The organism is Streptomyces sp. ALB3 (assembly GCF_044385685.1).
GTDB lineage: Bacteria > Actinomycetota > Actinomycetes > Streptomycetales > Streptomycetaceae > Streptomyces.
In genome coordinates this window covers 77539-93103 of record NZ_JBISCE010000037.1, presented here as the reverse complement: position 1 = coordinate 93103, position 15565 = coordinate 77539, and the positions used below count along the sequence as shown (strand labels likewise).

The 15565-nt window shown below is 71.0% G+C and carries 18 protein-coding genes; 13 read left to right on the top strand and 5 right to left on the bottom strand.

Annotated features, from left to right (window positions below):
• The first annotated feature begins 90 nt into the window (after nt 1-90).
• Entirely contained in the window at nt 91-459 is a 369-nt protein-coding gene (locus ACHFIV_RS22515; protein WP_398971930.1) for a hypothetical protein, read from the top strand.
• A gap of 250 nt (nt 460-709) precedes the next feature.
• On the opposite strand, the gene ACHFIV_RS22510 is transcribed toward ACHFIV_RS22515, so the two are convergent.
• The 3 genes from ACHFIV_RS22510 to ACHFIV_RS22500 form a co-directional block, all read right to left on the bottom strand.
• The gene (locus tag ACHFIV_RS22510; protein WP_398971927.1) at nt 710-1681 is read right to left on the bottom strand and encodes a heme A synthase; all 972 of its coding nucleotides are present in this window, start codon (nt 1679-1681) and stop codon (nt 710-712) included.
• Between the two features lie 90 nt (nt 1682-1771).
• A complete protein-coding gene (locus ACHFIV_RS22505) occupies nt 1772-2539 on the bottom strand; it encodes an ABC transporter permease (protein ID WP_398971924.1) in 768 nt (255 codons plus the stop codon).
• Nucleotides 2536-3462: an ABC transporter ATP-binding protein gene (locus tag ACHFIV_RS22500; RefSeq protein WP_398971921.1), complete on the bottom strand. Its 927-nt coding sequence runs from the start codon at nt 3460-3462 to the stop codon at nt 2536-2538. Before ACHFIV_RS22500 ends, ACHFIV_RS22505 begins: the two co-directional genes overlap by 4 nt.
• A 234-nt stretch (nt 3463-3696) precedes the next feature.
• On the opposite strand from ACHFIV_RS22500, the gene ACHFIV_RS22495 reads away from it, so the two are divergent.
• The 8 genes from ACHFIV_RS22495 (at nt 3697) to ACHFIV_RS22460 (ending at nt 10283) form a co-directional block, all read left to right on the top strand.
• Nucleotides 3697-4446: a helix-turn-helix transcriptional regulator gene (locus ACHFIV_RS22495; protein WP_398971919.1), complete on the top strand. Its 750-nt coding sequence runs from the start codon at nt 3697-3699 to the stop codon at nt 4444-4446.
• The gene (sufB, locus tag ACHFIV_RS22490) at nt 4443-5864 is read left to right on the top strand and encodes a Fe-S cluster assembly protein SufB (protein ID WP_069172184.1); all 1422 of its coding nucleotides are present in this window, start codon (nt 4443-4445) and stop codon (nt 5862-5864) included. The genes ACHFIV_RS22495 and sufB overlap by 4 nt, the downstream gene beginning before the upstream one ends.
• Before the next feature lie 72 nt (nt 5865-5936).
• Nucleotides 5937-7118, top strand: a complete 1182-nt coding sequence (gene sufD / locus ACHFIV_RS22485; protein ID WP_398971915.1) for a Fe-S cluster assembly protein SufD — start codon at nt 5937-5939, stop codon at nt 7116-7118.
• Between the two features lies 1 nt (nt 7119).
• Entirely contained in the window at nt 7120-7437 is a 318-nt protein-coding gene (locus tag ACHFIV_RS22480; RefSeq protein ID WP_398971913.1) for a bifunctional 3-phenylpropionate/cinnamic acid dioxygenase ferredoxin subunit, read from the top strand.
• Nucleotides 7438-7444: 7 nt separating this feature from the next.
• The gene (gene sufC / locus ACHFIV_RS22475; protein WP_393755325.1) at nt 7445-8209 is read left to right on the top strand and encodes a Fe-S cluster assembly ATPase SufC; all 765 of its coding nucleotides are present in this window, start codon (nt 7445-7447) and stop codon (nt 8207-8209) included.
• The gene (locus tag ACHFIV_RS22470) at nt 8206-9474 is read left to right on the top strand and encodes a cysteine desulfurase (RefSeq protein ID WP_398971910.1); all 1269 of its coding nucleotides are present in this window, start codon (nt 8206-8208) and stop codon (nt 9472-9474) included. The genes sufC and ACHFIV_RS22470 overlap by 4 nt, the downstream gene beginning before the upstream one ends.
• A gap of 18 nt (nt 9475-9492) precedes the next feature.
• Nucleotides 9493-9948: a Fe-S cluster assembly sulfur transfer protein SufU gene (gene sufU / locus ACHFIV_RS22465; protein ID WP_398971907.1), complete on the top strand. Its 456-nt coding sequence runs from the start codon at nt 9493-9495 to the stop codon at nt 9946-9948.
• A complete protein-coding gene (locus ACHFIV_RS22460; protein ID WP_145802444.1) occupies nt 9945-10283 on the top strand; it encodes a metal-sulfur cluster assembly factor in 339 nt (112 codons plus the stop codon). The genes sufU and ACHFIV_RS22460 overlap by 4 nt, the downstream gene beginning before the upstream one ends.
• Nucleotides 10284-10448: 165 nt before the next feature.
• On the opposite strand, the gene ACHFIV_RS22455 is transcribed toward ACHFIV_RS22460, so the two are convergent.
• The gene (locus ACHFIV_RS22455; protein WP_398971904.1) at nt 10449-11600 is read right to left on the bottom strand and encodes a hypothetical protein; all 1152 of its coding nucleotides are present in this window, start codon (nt 11598-11600) and stop codon (nt 10449-10451) included.
• Nucleotides 11601-11758: 158 nt separating this feature from the next.
• On the opposite strand from ACHFIV_RS22455, the gene ACHFIV_RS22450 reads away from it, so the two are divergent.
• The 3 genes from ACHFIV_RS22450 (at nt 11759) to dapD (ending at nt 13851) form a co-directional block, all read left to right on the top strand.
• Nucleotides 11759-12079, top strand: a complete 321-nt coding sequence (locus tag ACHFIV_RS22450; protein WP_398971901.1) for a DMT family transporter — start codon at nt 11759-11761, stop codon at nt 12077-12079.
• Nucleotides 12079-12627, top strand: a complete 549-nt coding sequence (locus ACHFIV_RS22445) for a TetR/AcrR family transcriptional regulator (RefSeq protein WP_398971899.1) — start codon at nt 12079-12081, stop codon at nt 12625-12627. The genes ACHFIV_RS22450 and ACHFIV_RS22445 overlap by 1 nt, the downstream gene beginning before the upstream one ends.
• A 225-nt stretch (nt 12628-12852) precedes the next feature.
• Complete coding sequence (gene dapD, locus ACHFIV_RS22440) at nt 12853-13851, top strand: 2,3,4,5-tetrahydropyridine-2,6-dicarboxylate N-succinyltransferase (RefSeq protein ID WP_398971896.1); 999 nt, start codon at nt 12853-12855, stop codon at nt 13849-13851.
• Here dapD and dapA read toward each other — a convergent pair.
• A complete protein-coding gene (gene dapA / locus ACHFIV_RS22435) occupies nt 13848-14735 on the bottom strand; it encodes a 4-hydroxy-tetrahydrodipicolinate synthase (RefSeq protein ID WP_398971894.1) in 888 nt (295 codons plus the stop codon). The two genes, dapD and dapA, sit on opposite strands and share 4 nt — an antisense overlap.
• Before the next feature lie 139 nt (nt 14736-14874).
• On the opposite strand from dapA, the gene ACHFIV_RS22430 reads away from it, so the two are divergent.
• Nucleotides 14875-15513 carry a DUF4232 domain-containing protein gene (locus ACHFIV_RS22430; RefSeq protein ID WP_398972557.1) on the top strand — a complete coding sequence of 213 codons (639 nt, stop codon included), beginning with the start codon at nt 14875-14877 and terminating at the stop codon, nt 15511-15513.
• Nucleotides 15514-15565 lie beyond the last annotated feature (52 nt).

Here is a 15565-nt window from a genome sequence, read left to right as displayed (position 1 = left end):
ACCGGAGCTCCGCCGACGGGCGGGGGACGTGGCCGACGCCACGCCCCCCGCCCGTCGCCAGTTGATCTACCCGTCGGTAGCATCCTGTTCATGGCAGAGACGGCAGAGCCCCAGACGCAGCAGACGGACGACAGCAGGCACGCGGCCCGCGCGGAGCGCAGGGCCGCGAAGCTCGCCAAGCAGATCGGCGCCTTCGCCAAGGCGCACGGCGGCGCCGAGGGGCAGCTCGCCTATCTCGGCCAGACGGGTACCCGCATCGTCCTCGTCGGCCAGGACGGCGGCTGGGGCGACCTCGTCGCGCCGTCGTACGCCGTCGCCGAGAGCGCCACGCGGAAGGCGGGCATCACCGTCCACGAGGACTTCGACGGCGAGTTCGCGGCCAAGGTCCGCACCGGGCCCTACGAGTGGTCCCGCATGGCCGGCATCCAGGTCGGCGGCCCGTCCAACGACAACGCCTGAAGCCCCGGCGGTCCCGCGCGCCCAGGCCCCCGCACCCCGTGCGCAGGAGCACGTCACGGGAGGCTGCGGCGTGCGGCAGCACGCCTGCCCGGCGGTCCCCGGTCGTCCCCCGGGCGCGGAGCGGACGCACGTCCGCCCCGCCCTCCCCCGGAACGTACGCGGTCGGTGACCGGACCGGGGGAGGGCGGGGCGGAGACGTCACGGGGGAGCGGCCGCACCCGGGCGGGCCGGGCCGCGGTGGCGCTCCCGCTCAGCGGGCGGCGGCGTGCTCCGGCAGATCCGCGGCCGCCGGCGCCGGGAGGCCGGCCCCGGCCACCGGGCGCTCCCGCAGCGACAGCCACAGGCGCAGCACCGCGATCCACAGCAGTGCCGAGCCGAACATGTGGATGCCGACCAGGATCTCGGGCACGTCGCTGAAGTACTGGACGTATCCGATGGCGCCCTGCGCCAGCAGCACGACCAGCAGGTCACGGGCACGAGCCCGGGTGTCGGTGGGGGCGTCGACGACGCGCAGGGCGAACCACATCGCGACGGCCAGGGCGCAGACGACCCAGGCGGCGATGGCGTGGACATGGGCGGCGGCGCTCCAGTCCCACGGCATGCGCGGCACGTCGCTGCTGTCACCGGCGTGCTTGCCGGAGCCGGTCACGGTGGTGCCGAGCACGATCAGGACGGCCGTGGTCCCGACGACGGCCCAGGACAACTGCCGGACCGGGCGCGGGGCGCGCGGGCGCGGCGCGCCGTCACCCTCGCCGATCCGCACCCAGGTGATCACGGCCACCGTGAGCAGGCAGTTGGCGAGCAGGAAGTGTCCGGCCACCGACCACGGGTTGAGGCCCGCCCAGACGGTGATGCCGCCGATGACCGCGTTGCCCATCACCAGCCAGAACTGGACCCACGCCAGACGGGTGAGGCCGCGTCGACGGGGCTTGAGGGAGCGCGCCGCGATGATCGCCCAGCCGACGGCGGCCGACAGGACGTAGGTCAGCATGCGGTTGCCGAACTCGATGGCACCGTGCAGACCTTGCGCCGGCGTGGCGAACAAACTGTCGTCGGTGCACTTGGGCCACGTGTCGCAGCCCAGGCCGGAACCGGTCAGCCGCACCGCGCCGCCCGTGATGATGATGAACACGGTCATCACCACCGCGGAGAGTGCGGCGCGCTTGGCCGTCTTCACGGACGGTGTCCAGCGCTTGGCGATGTAGGAGAGGGGGGTTTCCACGCGTCCTACTGTAAGGAACGGCTTGTGCAAGTTTTCACGAGGGGTGGGCGTTCCGCCCGGACCGGACATCCATGGGACGTCCCCGGCCGCTCACTCCCAGCGGAAGAACCTCGCCGCGGCGCCCAGCCCCAGGATCGCCCAGACGGCCAGTACCGCCGCGTCGCCCCAGGGCATCGCCGCGCCGTGCTGGAGTACGTCGCGGAGGCCGCCGGAGAGCGCGGCGATCGGAAGCAGGCCCAGGACCGGCTGCGCCGCCTCCGGGAACCTGTCCAGCGGCACGACCACCCCGCCGCCGACCAGCAGAAGCAGGAAGACCAGGTTGGCCGCCGCCAGCGTCGCCTCGGCCTTCAGCGTCCCCGCCATCAGCAGGCCGAGCCCGGAGAAGGCCGTGGTGCCCAGGACGAGGAGCAGCAGCACGGCCGCCGGGTTGCCCTCGGGCGACCAGCCCAGGGCGTAGGCGATCACCGTCAGCAGGACGATCTGCAGGACCTCGGTGACCAGCACCGAGAGGGTCTTCGCCGTCATCAGGCCCCAGCGGGGCAGTGGTGAGGCGCCCAGCCGCTTGAGCACGCCGTAGCGTCGTTCGAAGCCGGTCGCGATGGCCTGGCCCGTGAAGGCCGTGGACATCACCGCGAGGGCGAGGATGCCGGGCGCGAGGAAGTCGACCGGATCGCCCGCGCCCGTGTCGACGACGTCGACCGCGCTGAACAGCACGAGCAGCAGCGTCGGGATGACCACCGTCAGCAGCAGCTGCTCGCCGTTGCGCAGGAGCATCCGCGTCTCCAGGGCGGCCTGCGCGGCGATCATGCGGGGCAGGGAGGCCGCGCCGGGGCGCGGGGTGTACGTACCGGCGCTCATGCGCGCAGCTCCTTGCCGGTCAGTTCCAGGAAGACGTCCTCGAGGGTGTGCCGCTCCACCGCGATGCCGTCCGGCATCACGCCGTGCTGGGCGCACCAGGAGGTCACGGTCGCCAGCAGTTCCGGGTCGATCCGCCCGGTGATGCGGTAGGCGCCGGTGGCCAGCTCGACCGCCCGGCTGCCGTCGGGCAGGGCCTTCAGCAGGGAGCCGAGGTCCAGGCCGGGGCGGCCGGTGAAGCGCAGGGTGTTCTCCGCGCCGCCGCGGCACAGTTCCTCCGGGCTGCCCTGCGCGATGACCCGCCCCGCGTCGATGACGGCGACGTCGTCGGCGAGCTGTTCGGCCTCGTCCATGAAGTGGGTGGTGAGGACGACCGACACCCCGTCGGCGCGCAGTTCCCGGATCAGGTCCCACGTCGAGCGGCGGGCCTGCGGGTCGAGGCCCGCGGTCGGTTCGTCGAGGAAGACGAGCTCGGGACGGCCGACCACGGCCATCGCCAGCGCGAGGCGCTGCTGCTGGCCGCCGGAGAGCCGGCGGTAGGTGGTCCTGCCGCAGCCGCCGAGTCCCAGACGTTCGACGAGGGCGTCGACGTCCAGCGGATGGGCGTGGAGCTTCGCCATGTGGCGCAGCATCTCCTCGGCGCGGGCGCCGGAGTAGACGCCGCCGGACTGCAGCATCACGCCGATACGGGGGCGGAGCGCGGCGGCGTCCGCGACCGGGTCGAGGCCCAGGACCCGTACGGTCCCCCCGTCCGGCCGGCGGTACCCCTCACAGATCTCGATCGTCGTGGTCTTGCCGGCGCCGTTGGGGCCGAGGACCGCGGTCACCGCGCCCGCCGTGACCTCCAGGCCGAGGCCGTCGACCGCCCTTCTGGTGCCGTACCGCTTGACAAGGCCCCTGGCCTGTACGACGGGCTCGCTGCTCATGACGGGCAAGTCTAGGCTGGCAGGTGAGGGGCCCGGCGCGCCGGGTTCCCCCGGCTTCCCGGAGCGTTCCCGGCGGCCCGTCAGCGGTCCGGCCCGCGCGTCGCCCACCTGCGACGGCCTGCGGCGATCGCCCGTTTCCGCAGGTCAACTTAGGTTCGCCTAAGTGATGTAGGGCACCGTGCCCGGGCCCGGGGCGGGTTGTCACGCCCGGAGGAATTACGCAACAATGGCGTTGTGAAATACGTTGGCGGAGCTCCTCAGGAGGAACTCGCGACCGGTGAGCGCTCGACGCGCAACCGGGTCGCGCGCTCCATCCTGGACCACGGCCCGTCCACCGTCGCCGATCTCGCGAAGCGCGTAGGCCTGACCCAGGCGGCCGTGCGCCGCCATCTCGACGCCCTCGTCTCCGACGAGGTGGTCGAGGCCCGGGAGCAGCGGGTCTACGGGGCGCGGACCCGGGGCCGTCCGGCCAAGGTCTTCGCCCTCACCGACTGCGGCCGGGACGCCTTCGACCAGTCCTACGACAAGCTCGCGGCCGACGCCCTGCGCTGGATCGCCGACACGGCGGGGGACGAGGCGCTGATCGCCTTCGCCCGCGCCCGGATGGCCGCCCAGTCCGAGACGTACCGCGCGGTGGTCGAGGCCGCGCCGCCCGAGGCGCGCACGGAGGCCTTGGCCAAGGCCTTGTCGGCCGACGGGTACGCTGCTACGGCGCGCAGCGCGCCGGGCCCCCAGCAGGGCGAACAGCTCTGCCAGCACCACTGCCCGGTCGCGCACGTAGCCGAGCAGTTCCCGCAGCTGTGCGAGGCGGAGACGGAATTCTTCTCCAGTCTGCTCGGGACCCATGTGCAGCGTCTCGCCACCCTCGCCCACGGCGACGGGGTGTGCACGACGTACGTTCCGCGCGGCAGCCCCACGGCACCACAGGCTTCACAGACCACCCATTCAGTATCTGCAAGTACGGCCGGGAGGAACCCCGCATGACGCTCCCCACGGAGACTGCCCACCCTGAGCTCGAGGGCCTGGGCACGTACGAATTCGGCTGGGCCGACTCCGACGCGGCAGGCGCGGCGGCGAAGCGCGGCCTGTCCGAAGCTGTCGTCCGCGACATCTCGGAGAAGAAGAACGAGCCGGAGTGGATGCTGAAGCTCCGGCTCAAGGGCCTGAAGCTGTTCGGCAAGAAGCCCATGCCGAACTGGGGCTCGGACCTGTCGGGCATCGACTTCGACAACATCAAGTACTTCGTGCGGTCCACGGAGAAGCAGGCGGAGTCCTGGGAGGACCTGCCCGAGGACATCAAGAACACGTACGACAAGCTCGGCATCCCGGAGGCGGAGAAGCAGCGCCTGGTCGCCGGTGTCGCCGCGCAGTACGAGTCCGAGGTCGTCTACCACCAGATCAACGAGGAGCTGGAGGCGCAGGGTGTCATCTTCATGGACACCGACACCGCGCTGAAGGAGCACCCGGAGCTCTTCAAGGAGTACTTCGGCACCGTCATCCCCGTCGGTGACAACAAGTTCGCCTCGCTGAACTCCGCCGTGTGGTCCGGCGGCTCCTTCATCTACGTGCCGAAGGGTGTGCACGTCGAGATCCCGCTCCAGGCCTACTTCCGTATCAACACGGAGAACATGGGCCAGTTCGAGCGGACGCTGATCATCGTCGACGAGGACGCCTACGTCCACTACGTCGAGGGCTGCACCGCTCCGATCTACTCCTCGGACTCGCTGCACTCCGCGGTCGTCGAGATCATCGTGAAGAAGGGCGGCCGCTGCCGCTACACGACCATCCAGAACTGGTCGAACAACGTCTACAACCTGGTCACCAAGCGTGCCGTGGCGTACGAGGGCGCGACCATGGAGTGGGTCGACGGCAACATCGGCTCCAAGGTCACGATGAAGTACCCGGCCGTCTACCTGATGGGCGAGCACGCCAAGGGCGAGACGCTGTCCATCGCCTTCGCGGGCGAGGGCCAGCACCAGGACGCCGGCGCCAAGATGGTCCACATGGCGCCGAACACCTCCTCCAACATCGTCTCCAAGTCGGTGGCGCGAGGCGGTGGCCGCACCTCCTACCGCGGTCTCATCGAGATCGGTGAGGGTGCGCCGGGCGCCAAGTCCAACGTGCTGTGCGACGCGCTGCTCGTGGACACGATCTCCCGCTCCGACACGTACCCGTACGTCGACGTCCGCGAGGACGACGTGTCGATGGGGCACGAGGCGACCGTCTCCAAGGTCTCCGAGGACCAGCTCTTCTACCTCATGAGCCGTGGACTCACCGAGTTCGAGGCCATGGCGATGATCGTGCGCGGCTTCGTCGAGCCGATCGCCAAGGAGCTGCCCATGGAGTACGCCCTGGAGCTCAACCGGCTGATCGAGCTGCAGATGGAGGGTTCGGTCGGCTAGGAGGGCCGCGCGCCTTCCGCCGACCGGATCCCCCGAGAGTTCTTGACTGAGAAAGCGAGCACTACGACAGCCATGGCTGAGGCTCAGAACATCCCGGCGGGCTCCACCACCGCCGGTTCCATCGCGGTGGCGGCCGAGTCCACCGTCGCCACGCGCATGAGCGCGCCCCCGTCCTTCGACGTCGCGGACTTCCCGGTCCCGCACGGCCGCGAGGAGGAGTGGCGGTTCACGCCGCTGGAGCGGCTGCGCGGCCTGCACGACGGCACCGCCGTCGCCACCGGTGACGGCGTCAAGGTCGTCGTCGAGGCGCCCTCGGGCGTGACGGTCGAGACCGTCGGCCGCGACGACGCGCGGCTCGGCAGGGCGGGCACCCCGGTGGACCGGGTCGCCGCACAGGCCTACTCGTCCTTCCAGCAGGCCTCGGTCGTCACGGTCGCGAAGGAGGCCGTGCTCAGCGAGCCGGTCCGGATCACTGTGCACGGCGAGGGCGGTGTGGCCTACGGCCACCAGGTCATCGAGCTGGGCGCCTTCGCCGAGGCCGTCGTCGTCATCGACCACACCGGTGACGCCGTGCTCGCGGCCAACGTCGAGTACGTCCTGGGCGACGGTGCGAAGCTCACCGTCGTCTCCGTCCAGGACTGGGACGACACCGCCGTGCACGTCGGCCAGCACAACGCGCTGGTCGGCCGCGACGCGTCCTTCAAGTCGATCATCGTGACGTTCGGCGGGGACCTCGTCCGTCTCCACCCGCGCGTCGCCTACGCCGCCCCCGGCGGCGAGGCGGAGCTCTTCGGCCTGTACTTCACCGACAAGGGCCAGCACCAGGAGCACCGGCTCCTGGTCGACCACAACACCCCGCACTGCAAGTCCAACGCGGTGTACAAGGGCGCGCTCCAGGGCGACGGCGCCCACGCCGTGTGGATCGGTGACGTCCTCATCCAGGCCGCCGCCGAGGGCACCGACACCTACGAGATGAACCGCAACCTGGTTCTCACCGACGGTGCCCGGGTCGACTCCGTGCCGAACCTGGAGATCGAGACCGGTGAGATCGTCGGAGCCGGCCACGCCTCGGCGACCGGCCGTTTCGACGACGAGCAGCTGTTCTACCTGCAGTCCCGTGGCATCCCGGCCGAGGAGGCCCGCCGGCTCGTCGTGCGCGGCTTCTTCGCCGAGCTGGTCCAGCAGATCGGCCTGCCGGACGTCGAGGAGAGGCTCCTCGACAAGATCGAGGCCGAGCTGAAGGCTTCGGTCTGAGATGGCCTTCGTCAAAGCCTGTGCGCTGAGTGAGCTGGAGGACGACACCCCCAAGAGGGTGGAGCTCGACGGCACTCCGGTGACCGTCGTCCGCACCGAGGGCGAGGTGTTCGCGATCAACGACGTCTGTTCGCACGCGAACGTCTCGCTGTCGGAGGGCGAGGTGGAGGACTGCGCGATCGAGTGCTGGCTGCACGGATCGAGCTTCGACCTCCGCACCGGCAAGCCCTCCGGCCTTCCCGCGACGCGCCCCGTCCCCGTATACCCCGTAAAGATCGAAGGGGACGATGTGCTCGTCTCCGTCACCCAGGAGTCCTGAGTCACCCATGGCAACGCTTGAAATCCGCGACCTGCACGTCTCCGTCGAGGCCGACAACGCCACGAAGGAGATCCTCAAGGGCGTCGACCTGACCGTGAAGCAGGGCGAGACCCACGCCATCATGGGCCCCAACGGGTCCGGCAAGTCCACCCTCGCCTACTCGCTCGCGGGTCACCCCAAGTACACGATCACGAGTGGCACGGTGACCCTGGACGGCGAGGACGTCCTGGAGATGTCCGTGGACGAGCGGGCCCGCGCCGGCCTGTTCCTCGCCATGCAGTACCCCGTCGAGATCCCCGGCGTCTCGGTCTCCAACTTCCTGCGCACCTCCGCCACCGCCGTCCGCGGTGAGGCCCCCAAGCTGCGGACGTGGGTGAAGGAGGTCAAGGAGACGATGGCCCAGCTCCAGATGGACCCGGCCTTCGCCGAGCGCAACGTCAACGAGGGCTTCTCCGGCGGTGAGAAGAAGCGCCACGAGATCCTGCAGCTGGAGCTCCTCAAGCCGAAGATCGCGGTCCTCGACGAGACCGACTCCGGTCTGGACGTCGACGCGCTGAAGACCGTCTCCGAAGGCGTCAACCGGGTGCGCGAGACCGGTGAGGTCGGCACCCTGCTGATCACGCACTACACACGCATCCTCAAGTACATCAAGCCCGACTACGTGCACGTCTTCGCCAACGGCCGGATCGCCGCCTCCGGTGGCGCCGAGCTCGCCGACCAGCTGGAGAACGAGGGCTACGAGGCCTACACGAAGGGTGGCGCTTCCGCGTGACTGACGCCCGACAGGGGCTCTCCGGCCTCCTCGACACCGAGGCGATCCGCAAGGACTTCCCGATCCTGGACCGCACGGTCCACGACGGCAAGAAGATCGTTTACCTGGACAGTGCGGCGACCTCGCAGAAGCCGCGCCAGGTCCTCGACGCGCTCAACCAGTACTACGAGCGGCACAACGCCAATGTGCACCGCGGTGTGTACACGATCGCCGAGGAGGCCACCGCGCTGTACGAAGGCGCTCGCGACAAGGTCGCGGCCTTCATCAACGCACCCAGCCGCAACGAGGTGATCTTCACCAAGAACGCCTCGGAGTCGCTCAACCTCGTCGCCAACATGCTCGGCTGGGCGGATGAGCCCTACCGGGTCGACAGCGACACCGAGATCGTCACCACGGAGATGGAGCACCACTCCAACATCGTGCCGTGGCAGCTGCTCTCGCAGCGCACCGGCGCGAAGCTGAAGTGGTTCGGCATCACGGACGACGGCCGGCTGGACCTGTCCGACATCGACGAGATCATCACGGAGAAGACGAAGATCGTCTCCTTCACCCTGGTCTCGAACATCATGGGCACGGTCAACCCGGTCGAGAAGATCATCCGCCGCGCCCAGCAGGTCGGCGCGCTGGTCTGCATCGACGCCTCGCAGGCCGCCCCGCACATGGTGCTCGACGTGCAGGCGCTGCAGGCCGACTTCGTGGCCTTCACCGGCCACAAGATGGTCGGCCCGACGGGAATCGGTGTGCTCTGGGGACGGCAGGAGCTCCTGGAGGACCTGCCGCCGTTCCTCGGCGGCGGCGAGATGATCGAGACGGTGTCGATGCACTCCTCGACGTACGCCCCCGCTCCGCACAAGTTCGAGGCGGGAACGCCCCCGATCGCGCAGGCCGTGGGCCTCGGCGCGGCCGTGGACTACCTCTCCTCGATCGGTATGGAGAACATCCACCGCCATGAGCAGGCCATCACCGCGTACGCGGTGAAGCGGCTCCTGGAGGTCCCCGACCTGCGGATCATCGGTCCGGCGACGGCCGAGGACCGCGGTGCGACCATCTCCTTCACGCTCGGCGACATCCACCCCCACGACGTGGGCCAGGTGCTCGACGAGCAGGGCATCGCCGTCCGGGTCGGACACCACTGCGCACGACCGGTCTGCCTGAGGTACGGAATTCCTGCGACGACGCGAGCGTCGTTCTACCTGTACTCCACGCCCGCCGAGGTCGACGCCCTGGTGGACGGCCTGGAGCACGTGCGGAACTTTTTCGGTTAGACGGCAGAGGGTTGACTGGTGAAGCTTGATTCCATGTACCAGGAAGTGATCCTGGACCACTACAAGCACCCCCACGGGCGTGGCCTGCGGGACGGCGACGCCGAGGTGCACCACGTCAACCCGACGTGCGGCGACGAGATCACGCTCCGCGTGAAATACGACGGCGAGACCATCGCCGACGTCAGTTACGAGGGCCAGGGCTGCTCCATCAGTCAGGCCAGCGCCTCGGTGCTCAACGAGCTGCTCGTCGGCAAGGAGCTCGGTCAGGCGCAGAGGATCCAGGAGACCTTCCTGGAACTGATGCAGTCCAAGGGCCAGCTGGAGCCGGACGACGCGATGGAGGAGGTGCTGGAGGACGCGGTCGCGTTCGCCGGTGTCTCCAAGTACCCGGCCCGGGTCAAGTGCGCACTGCTGAGCTGGATGGCGTGGAAAGACGCGACGGCGCAGGCGCTGTCCGAAGGGAAGACGGCATGAGCGAGAACGAGACCCTCACGACCAAGCCGGCCTCCGAGGAGGAGGTCCGCGAGGCGCTGTACGACGTGGTCGACCCCGAGCTGGGGATCGACGTCGTCAACCTCGGCCTGATCTACGGCATCCACATCGACGACGCGAACATCGCGACGCTCGACATGACGCTGACGTCCGCGGCCTGTCCGCTGACCGACGTCATCGAGGACCAGGCGAAGTCGGCGACCGACGGCATCGTCAGCGAGCTGCGGATCAACTGGGTCTGGATGCCGCCGTGGGGCCCGGACAAGATCACCGACGACGGTCGTGAGCAGCTCCGCGCGCTCGGCTTCAACGTCTGATCCGATTCTCACGCTTCGAACGGCCGTGCCCGCCGGTGCTCCGGCGGGCACGGCCGTTCGGCGTCGATGCCCGTCACCTCCGGCAGGGTGCCCCGTTCCTCCGGCGGTCCGGCGCGCCCCGCCGGGACCGCGGCCGGTGTCCCGGGTCCGTGGCACGCGGCCCGGTCACCACCGTGGTGCGCCGCCCGTGTACGGCGGGGGCGCGTAGGGGCCCTGGGCGGGGACGCCGGCGGCCTCGGCCAGTACCGGGCCGAGGTTCTCCGTCCGTATCCGCCGGTCGACGTAGAGCAGGCCGGTCGCCAGCTGAGGGAACGTCGTCGAGATGATCTGGCTGACCAGCTGTCCCAGCAGGGTCGCGATCAGATATCCGCTCATCGCGACCAGCACCGCCGCCGGACTCGGGTCCTCGTCCAGCGACGCGGTCCCGATCATGCCGGGAAAGACGCCCAGGACCGAGAACGGCATCTGGACGACATAACCGGCCACGGCCGCCATCAGGCCGGCGAGCAGGGTGATGCCGAAGATCCGCCACCAGTCGCCGCGCACCAGCTGGGACGAGCGGCGCAGCGCGGCCACGGGGCCCTGGCCTTCGAAGACCACGACCGCGGGGGCCAGGCAGACCTTTATCCAGAGCCAGACCGCCAGCGGCCCGGTCGCCAGGGCGCCGACGACGCCCAGCGTGACGGCGGTGGCGGTCCCGCCACCGCTGTCCATGGTCAGCAGGCCGATGATCGCCCCCGCGAAGGCCGCCATGAGGAGCAGCACGGGTACGACCGCGACCAGGCCGGTGAGGATCAGGGTGCCGACGACGGGGGCGACACGGGACCAGGCCCTGCTCCACACCGTCGCGAAGGCGACAGGCCTGCCCAGGACCGCCTCCTGCAGCACGGCCGGGACCGCCGCGTACATCAGGCCGGAGACGATCGCCATGGTGGCGATGCCCAGCAACGCCAGGACACAGCCCGCCGTCACCAGCGGAACGACGTCCGCGGACGAGGCCGATTCGTCGTAGTCCAGGGAGACCACCCGCTCCAGGTGGTCGGAGACGGCGGAGTAGGCGACGGCGACCGCCGCCCCCATCAGGAGCGCGGCGCCGCCATAGAGGACGGCGGCCATGCCGAACAGCTGCTTCCAGTACCTGCCCATCGTCGAGAACGCCCCGCCCAGCACGTCCCCCAGCCCCAGCGGGGCGAGCGGTATCACCCCTGGCTTCGGGGGCGGGGCCCAGCCGCCCCAACCCGGCGGCCCCCCGTACGGACTTCCGCCGTACGGCGCGCCCCCGTAGGCGCCCCCGCCCCACCCTGCGTCCTGCGCCACCACTGCTCCGTGTGTTCGTATCGTCCGGTTGTCATCCGGTCCTACCGGTGCGGACACCGTAGCGTCCCGGAAGGCGTCCGAATCCCGTGCCGGCCCGTACTCCAGGGGCGCCCACGCGTTGCGTACACCCGTACGCAACGATGTGTACGCTAGTACGCATGGGATACGGAATGCTGGCCGCGGCCATCGCGGCGGAGGTGGCCGGGACGACGGCCATGAAGTACAGCGAGGGGTTCACCCGGATGTGGCCCTCGCTGATCACGGTCGTGGGCTACGTGCTGGCCTTCGCACTGCTGGCCCAGACCCTCAAGACGCTCTCGGTAGGTACCGCCTATGCCATCTGGGCGGGGGCGGGCACCGCGGCGGTCGCCGCCATCGGCATTCTCTGGATGGGCGAGTCCGCGGGCCTCGTCAAGCTGGCCGGCATCGCGCTGATCATCGCGGGGGTCGTCGTCCTCAACCTCGGCGGAGCCCACTGATGGTCCGGCGGTACGACCCCGAACGTCGCGAGCGCATCATCGACGCGGCCATCCGCGTCGTCGCGGACCGGGGCATCGGAGGGCTCAGCCACCGGTCCGTGGCCGCCGAGGCCGACGTGCCGCTCGGCTCGACGACGTATCACTTCGCCTCGCTGGACGAACTCCTGGTCGCCGCGCTGCGCCGGTGCAACGAGAGCTTCTCGCGGACGGTGCGCGAGAGCCCCTACTTCTCCGATCCCGCCGTCCCGCTCGCCGACGAGCTGACCCGGCTGATGGGGGAGTGGTTCGCGGCGGGACGCGGGCCGCTCGCGCTGGAGTACGAGTTGTACCTCGCGGCCCTGCGCCGGCCCGCCCTGCGGCCGGTCGCCGCCGAGTGGGCCGACGCCCTGGCCGTCCTGATCGCCGACCGCACCGACCGGGCCACCGCCCGGGCGCTCACGGCCCTGCTGGACGGGATCAGCCTCCAGGTGCTGCTCACCGGGAGCGCCTTCGACCCCGAGTACACCCGGGAGATGCTGGCGAGGGTCGTGGACGGGGCCGGCCGCTGAGCCGGTCGGACGGTTCCGGCGGGGCCGCCGGAGCGGCACACGCGGTCGCCCCCCACGTCCGTGACGGTGTACCACGCCTCGCCCACCCTCCGGTCCCGCCGCACCCGCCACCGGCTCAGCCGCCCCCGCCGCCGTCCACCGTCCGCCGTCCGCCGGCCGGCGGACGGCCTCCGGCAGCTGAGACCGGTTCGCCCGCGCGGGGCCCGGACGGTTAGGTTTCTGTCCATGACCGACACGACTTCCCAGGGCCCCGCCCGTACCACCGGCGCCGTCGCCGCCGGCCTCGCCACCATCGCCGGTGACGGCACCGTCCTCGACACCTGGTTCCCCGCCCCCGAGCTCGCCGCCGAGCCCGGCCCCGCCGGCACCCAGCGGCTGAACCCCGACGAGGCGGTGAACCGTCTCGGTGAGGGCGCCGCCAGGGCCATCGGTGTGGACGCGCGCCGTGGGGTGGAGGTCGTCGCCGTGTCCACGGTCATCTCCTCGCTCGACGACAAGCCGCTCGACGCGCACGACACCTACCTGCGGCTGCACCTGCTCTCCCACCGTCTCGTGCGGCCCCACGGGCAGAACCTCGAAGGCATCTTCGGCTTCCTCGCCAACGTCGCCTGGACCTCCCTGGGCCCGGTCGCCGTCGACGACCTGGAGAAGGTCCGGCTGAACGCCCGCGCCGAGGGACTGCACCTCCAGGTCACCTCGGTGGACAAGTTCCCCCGGATGACGGACTACGTCGCCCCCAAGGGCGTGCGGATCGCCGACGCCGACCGGGTACGGCTCGGGGCCCACCTGGCGTCCGGCACGACCGTGATGCACGAGGGCTTCGTCAACTTCAACGCGGGCACCCTCGGCACCTCCATGGTCGAGGGCCGCATCTCCGCGGGCGTCGTCGTCGGCGACGGCAGCGACATCGGCGGCGGCGCGTCCACCATGGGCACGCTCTCCGGCGGCGGCAAGGAGCGCATCGCCATCGGGCAGCGCTGCCTGATCGGCGCCGAGGCCGGCGTCGGGATCGCGCTCGGCGACGAGTGCGTCGTGGAGGCCGGGCTCTACGTCACGGCCGGCACCCGGGTCACCATGCCGGACGGCCAGGTCGTCAAGGCCCGTGAGCTCTCCGGCGCCTCGAACATCCTCTTCCGCCGCAACTCCGTCTCCGGCGCCGTCGAGGCCCGCCCGAACAACGCGGTGTGGGGCGGGCTCAACGACGTCCTGCACAGTCACAACTAGCCGGCAGCGGCGAGGAGCTCCTCGTACACCCCGCGCAGCCCGTCGGCCGCCTCACGGCCGGCGGGCTGCAGTGGTTCACGGACCGGTCCCGCCTCCAGCAGCGCCTTCGCCGTGACCGTCCCGGGCAGCCCGCCGGCCATCATGGCCTCGACCAGAGGGGCGACGAGGCCGTTGAGGCGGGCCGCCCCCGCGGTGTCACCGGCGTCGAACGCGTCCAGTACGGCGCGCAGCTGGCGCGGAGCCGCGTTGGCGACCGTACTGACGTAGCCGGCCGCGCCGAGCGCGTACAACGGGAGGTTCAGTTCCTCGCAGCCCGAGTAGTACGCCAGCGAGGTGCGCGCCATCACCCCGGTGGCCGCGAGCAGGTCGTACGAGCAGTCCTTGACCGCCAGGACGCGCGGGTGCCCCGCCAGCCGCAGCAGTGTCGCCGGTTCGATCCTGGTGCCGGTGCGGCCGGGGATGTCGTAGAGCATCAGCCCGATGCCCGTCGCCTCCGCCACCCGCAGGAAGTGGGCCTCCACCGCCGCCTGCGGCGGGCGGCTGTAGTACGGGGTGACCACCAGGAGCCCGTCGGCGCCCGCGGCCTCCGCCTCCCGCGCGAGCCGGACGGTGTGCCGGGTGTCGGAACTGCCGACCCCCGCGACGAGCGGGACCGAGGTGCCGACCGCCTCCCGGACGGCCCGCAGCAGCGCGGTCTTCTCCTCGTCGGTGGTGGTCGGCGACTCGCCGGTGGTGCCGCTGAGCACGAGTCCGTCGCAGCCGTCCGCGACGAGACCGGCCGCGTGCCGGCGGGCCGCGTCGAGGTCCAGCTCACCCGCCGCGGTGAACGGTGTGATCATGGCGCAGAGGGCGCGGCCGAAGGGCCTGGCCGTGTGGGGTGTCATCTCCGCAGTCTCGGTGCCCGGTCCGCGCGGGTCCACTTAGATCTGCTCGGGGTGACGGGCAAGAGACGCTGAACGGTCGGTGGCGTCTGGCATGATCGAACAGAGTGGCGACGGACCGTTCCGGGGTGGGGTGTACGGCATGCGCGTACGGAAGATGATCTCGGCGGCCGTGTCCACGGCGGCCACGCTCACCCTGTCCGGCTGCGCCGGCTTCCTCGTCCCCGCGGGCGAGGGGGAGCCGGACCCGGCTCCGAGCCGCAGCGGCACGGCACGGCCCGTGCCGTCCGCGCCCGCGCCGGGGACCGGGCCCACGACGGACGCGCCCGCCCAGGGCGCCCCGAGCCCCTCGGCGTCGGACGGAGGCTGCCCCGCCTCCGGCGTGGTGGTGGACATGGGCCCGGTCGAGACGGCGATGTTCCACCGCGCCGTCACGCTCACGCTCACCAACTGCGGGAAACAGCCCTACCGCGTCCACGGCTACCCGTCCGTGCGCGCGCTGGGCGGCGACGGTGAGCGCATCGCCGTCCCGGTGAACGCGGGCGGATCGATGTTCGGCAACGACGAGGGGCCGGCGGAGGTCGTGCTGAAGCCCGGCGGGACCGTCACGTCGACGCTGGCCTGGGTCTCCACCAAGGAGGGGGGCGATCTCATCGAGGGCGACGCCCTGGAGATCGCCGCCGCCCCCGACACGGGGGCGCGGATCTTCCCGTTGGAGGGCCACGACCTACGCCTGATGGACGAGCTGAACACGACGGCCTGGCGCACCGCGGCCCGCTGACCCGGCCGTTGACCTCAAGCGGGCTTGACGTATCAGGGTGGTGAGCGAGGTG

Bases quoted from the DNA above. Each gene is read 5' to 3' on its own strand.
- ACHFIV_RS22515 (WP_398971930.1), top strand. From the start codon at position 91: ATGGCAGAGACGGCAGAGCCCCAGACGCAGCAGACGGACGACAGCAGG.
- ACHFIV_RS22505 (WP_398971924.1), bottom strand. From the start codon at position 2,539: ATGAGCGCCGGTACGTACACCCCGCGCCCCGGCGCGGCCTCCCTGCCC.
- ACHFIV_RS22500 (WP_398971921.1), bottom strand. From the start codon at position 3,462: ATGAGCAGCGAGCCCGTCGTACAGGCCAGGGGCCTTGTCAAGCGGTAC.
- sufB (WP_069172184.1), top strand. From the start codon at position 4,443: ATGACGCTCCCCACGGAGACTGCCCACCCTGAGCTCGAGGGCCTGGGC.
- sufD (WP_398971915.1), top strand. From the start codon at position 5,937: ATGGCTGAGGCTCAGAACATCCCGGCGGGCTCCACCACCGCCGGTTCC.
- ACHFIV_RS22480 (WP_398971913.1), top strand. From the start codon at position 7,120: ATGGCCTTCGTCAAAGCCTGTGCGCTGAGTGAGCTGGAGGACGACACC.
- sufC (WP_393755325.1), top strand. From the start codon at position 7,445: ATGGCAACGCTTGAAATCCGCGACCTGCACGTCTCCGTCGAGGCCGAC.
- ACHFIV_RS22460 (WP_145802444.1), top strand. From the start codon at position 9,945: ATGAGCGAGAACGAGACCCTCACGACCAAGCCGGCCTCCGAGGAGGAG.
- ACHFIV_RS22450 (WP_398971901.1), top strand. From the start codon at position 11,759: ATGGGATACGGAATGCTGGCCGCGGCCATCGCGGCGGAGGTGGCCGGG.
- ACHFIV_RS22445 (WP_398971899.1), top strand. From the start codon at position 12,079: ATGGTCCGGCGGTACGACCCCGAACGTCGCGAGCGCATCATCGACGCG.
- dapD (WP_398971896.1), top strand. From the start codon at position 12,853: ATGACCGACACGACTTCCCAGGGCCCCGCCCGTACCACCGGCGCCGTC.
- dapA (WP_398971894.1), bottom strand. From the start codon at position 14,735: ATGACACCCCACACGGCCAGGCCCTTCGGCCGCGCCCTCTGCGCCATG.
- ACHFIV_RS22430 (WP_398972557.1), top strand. From the start codon at position 14,875: ATGCGCGTACGGAAGATGATCTCGGCGGCCGTGTCCACGGCGGCCACG.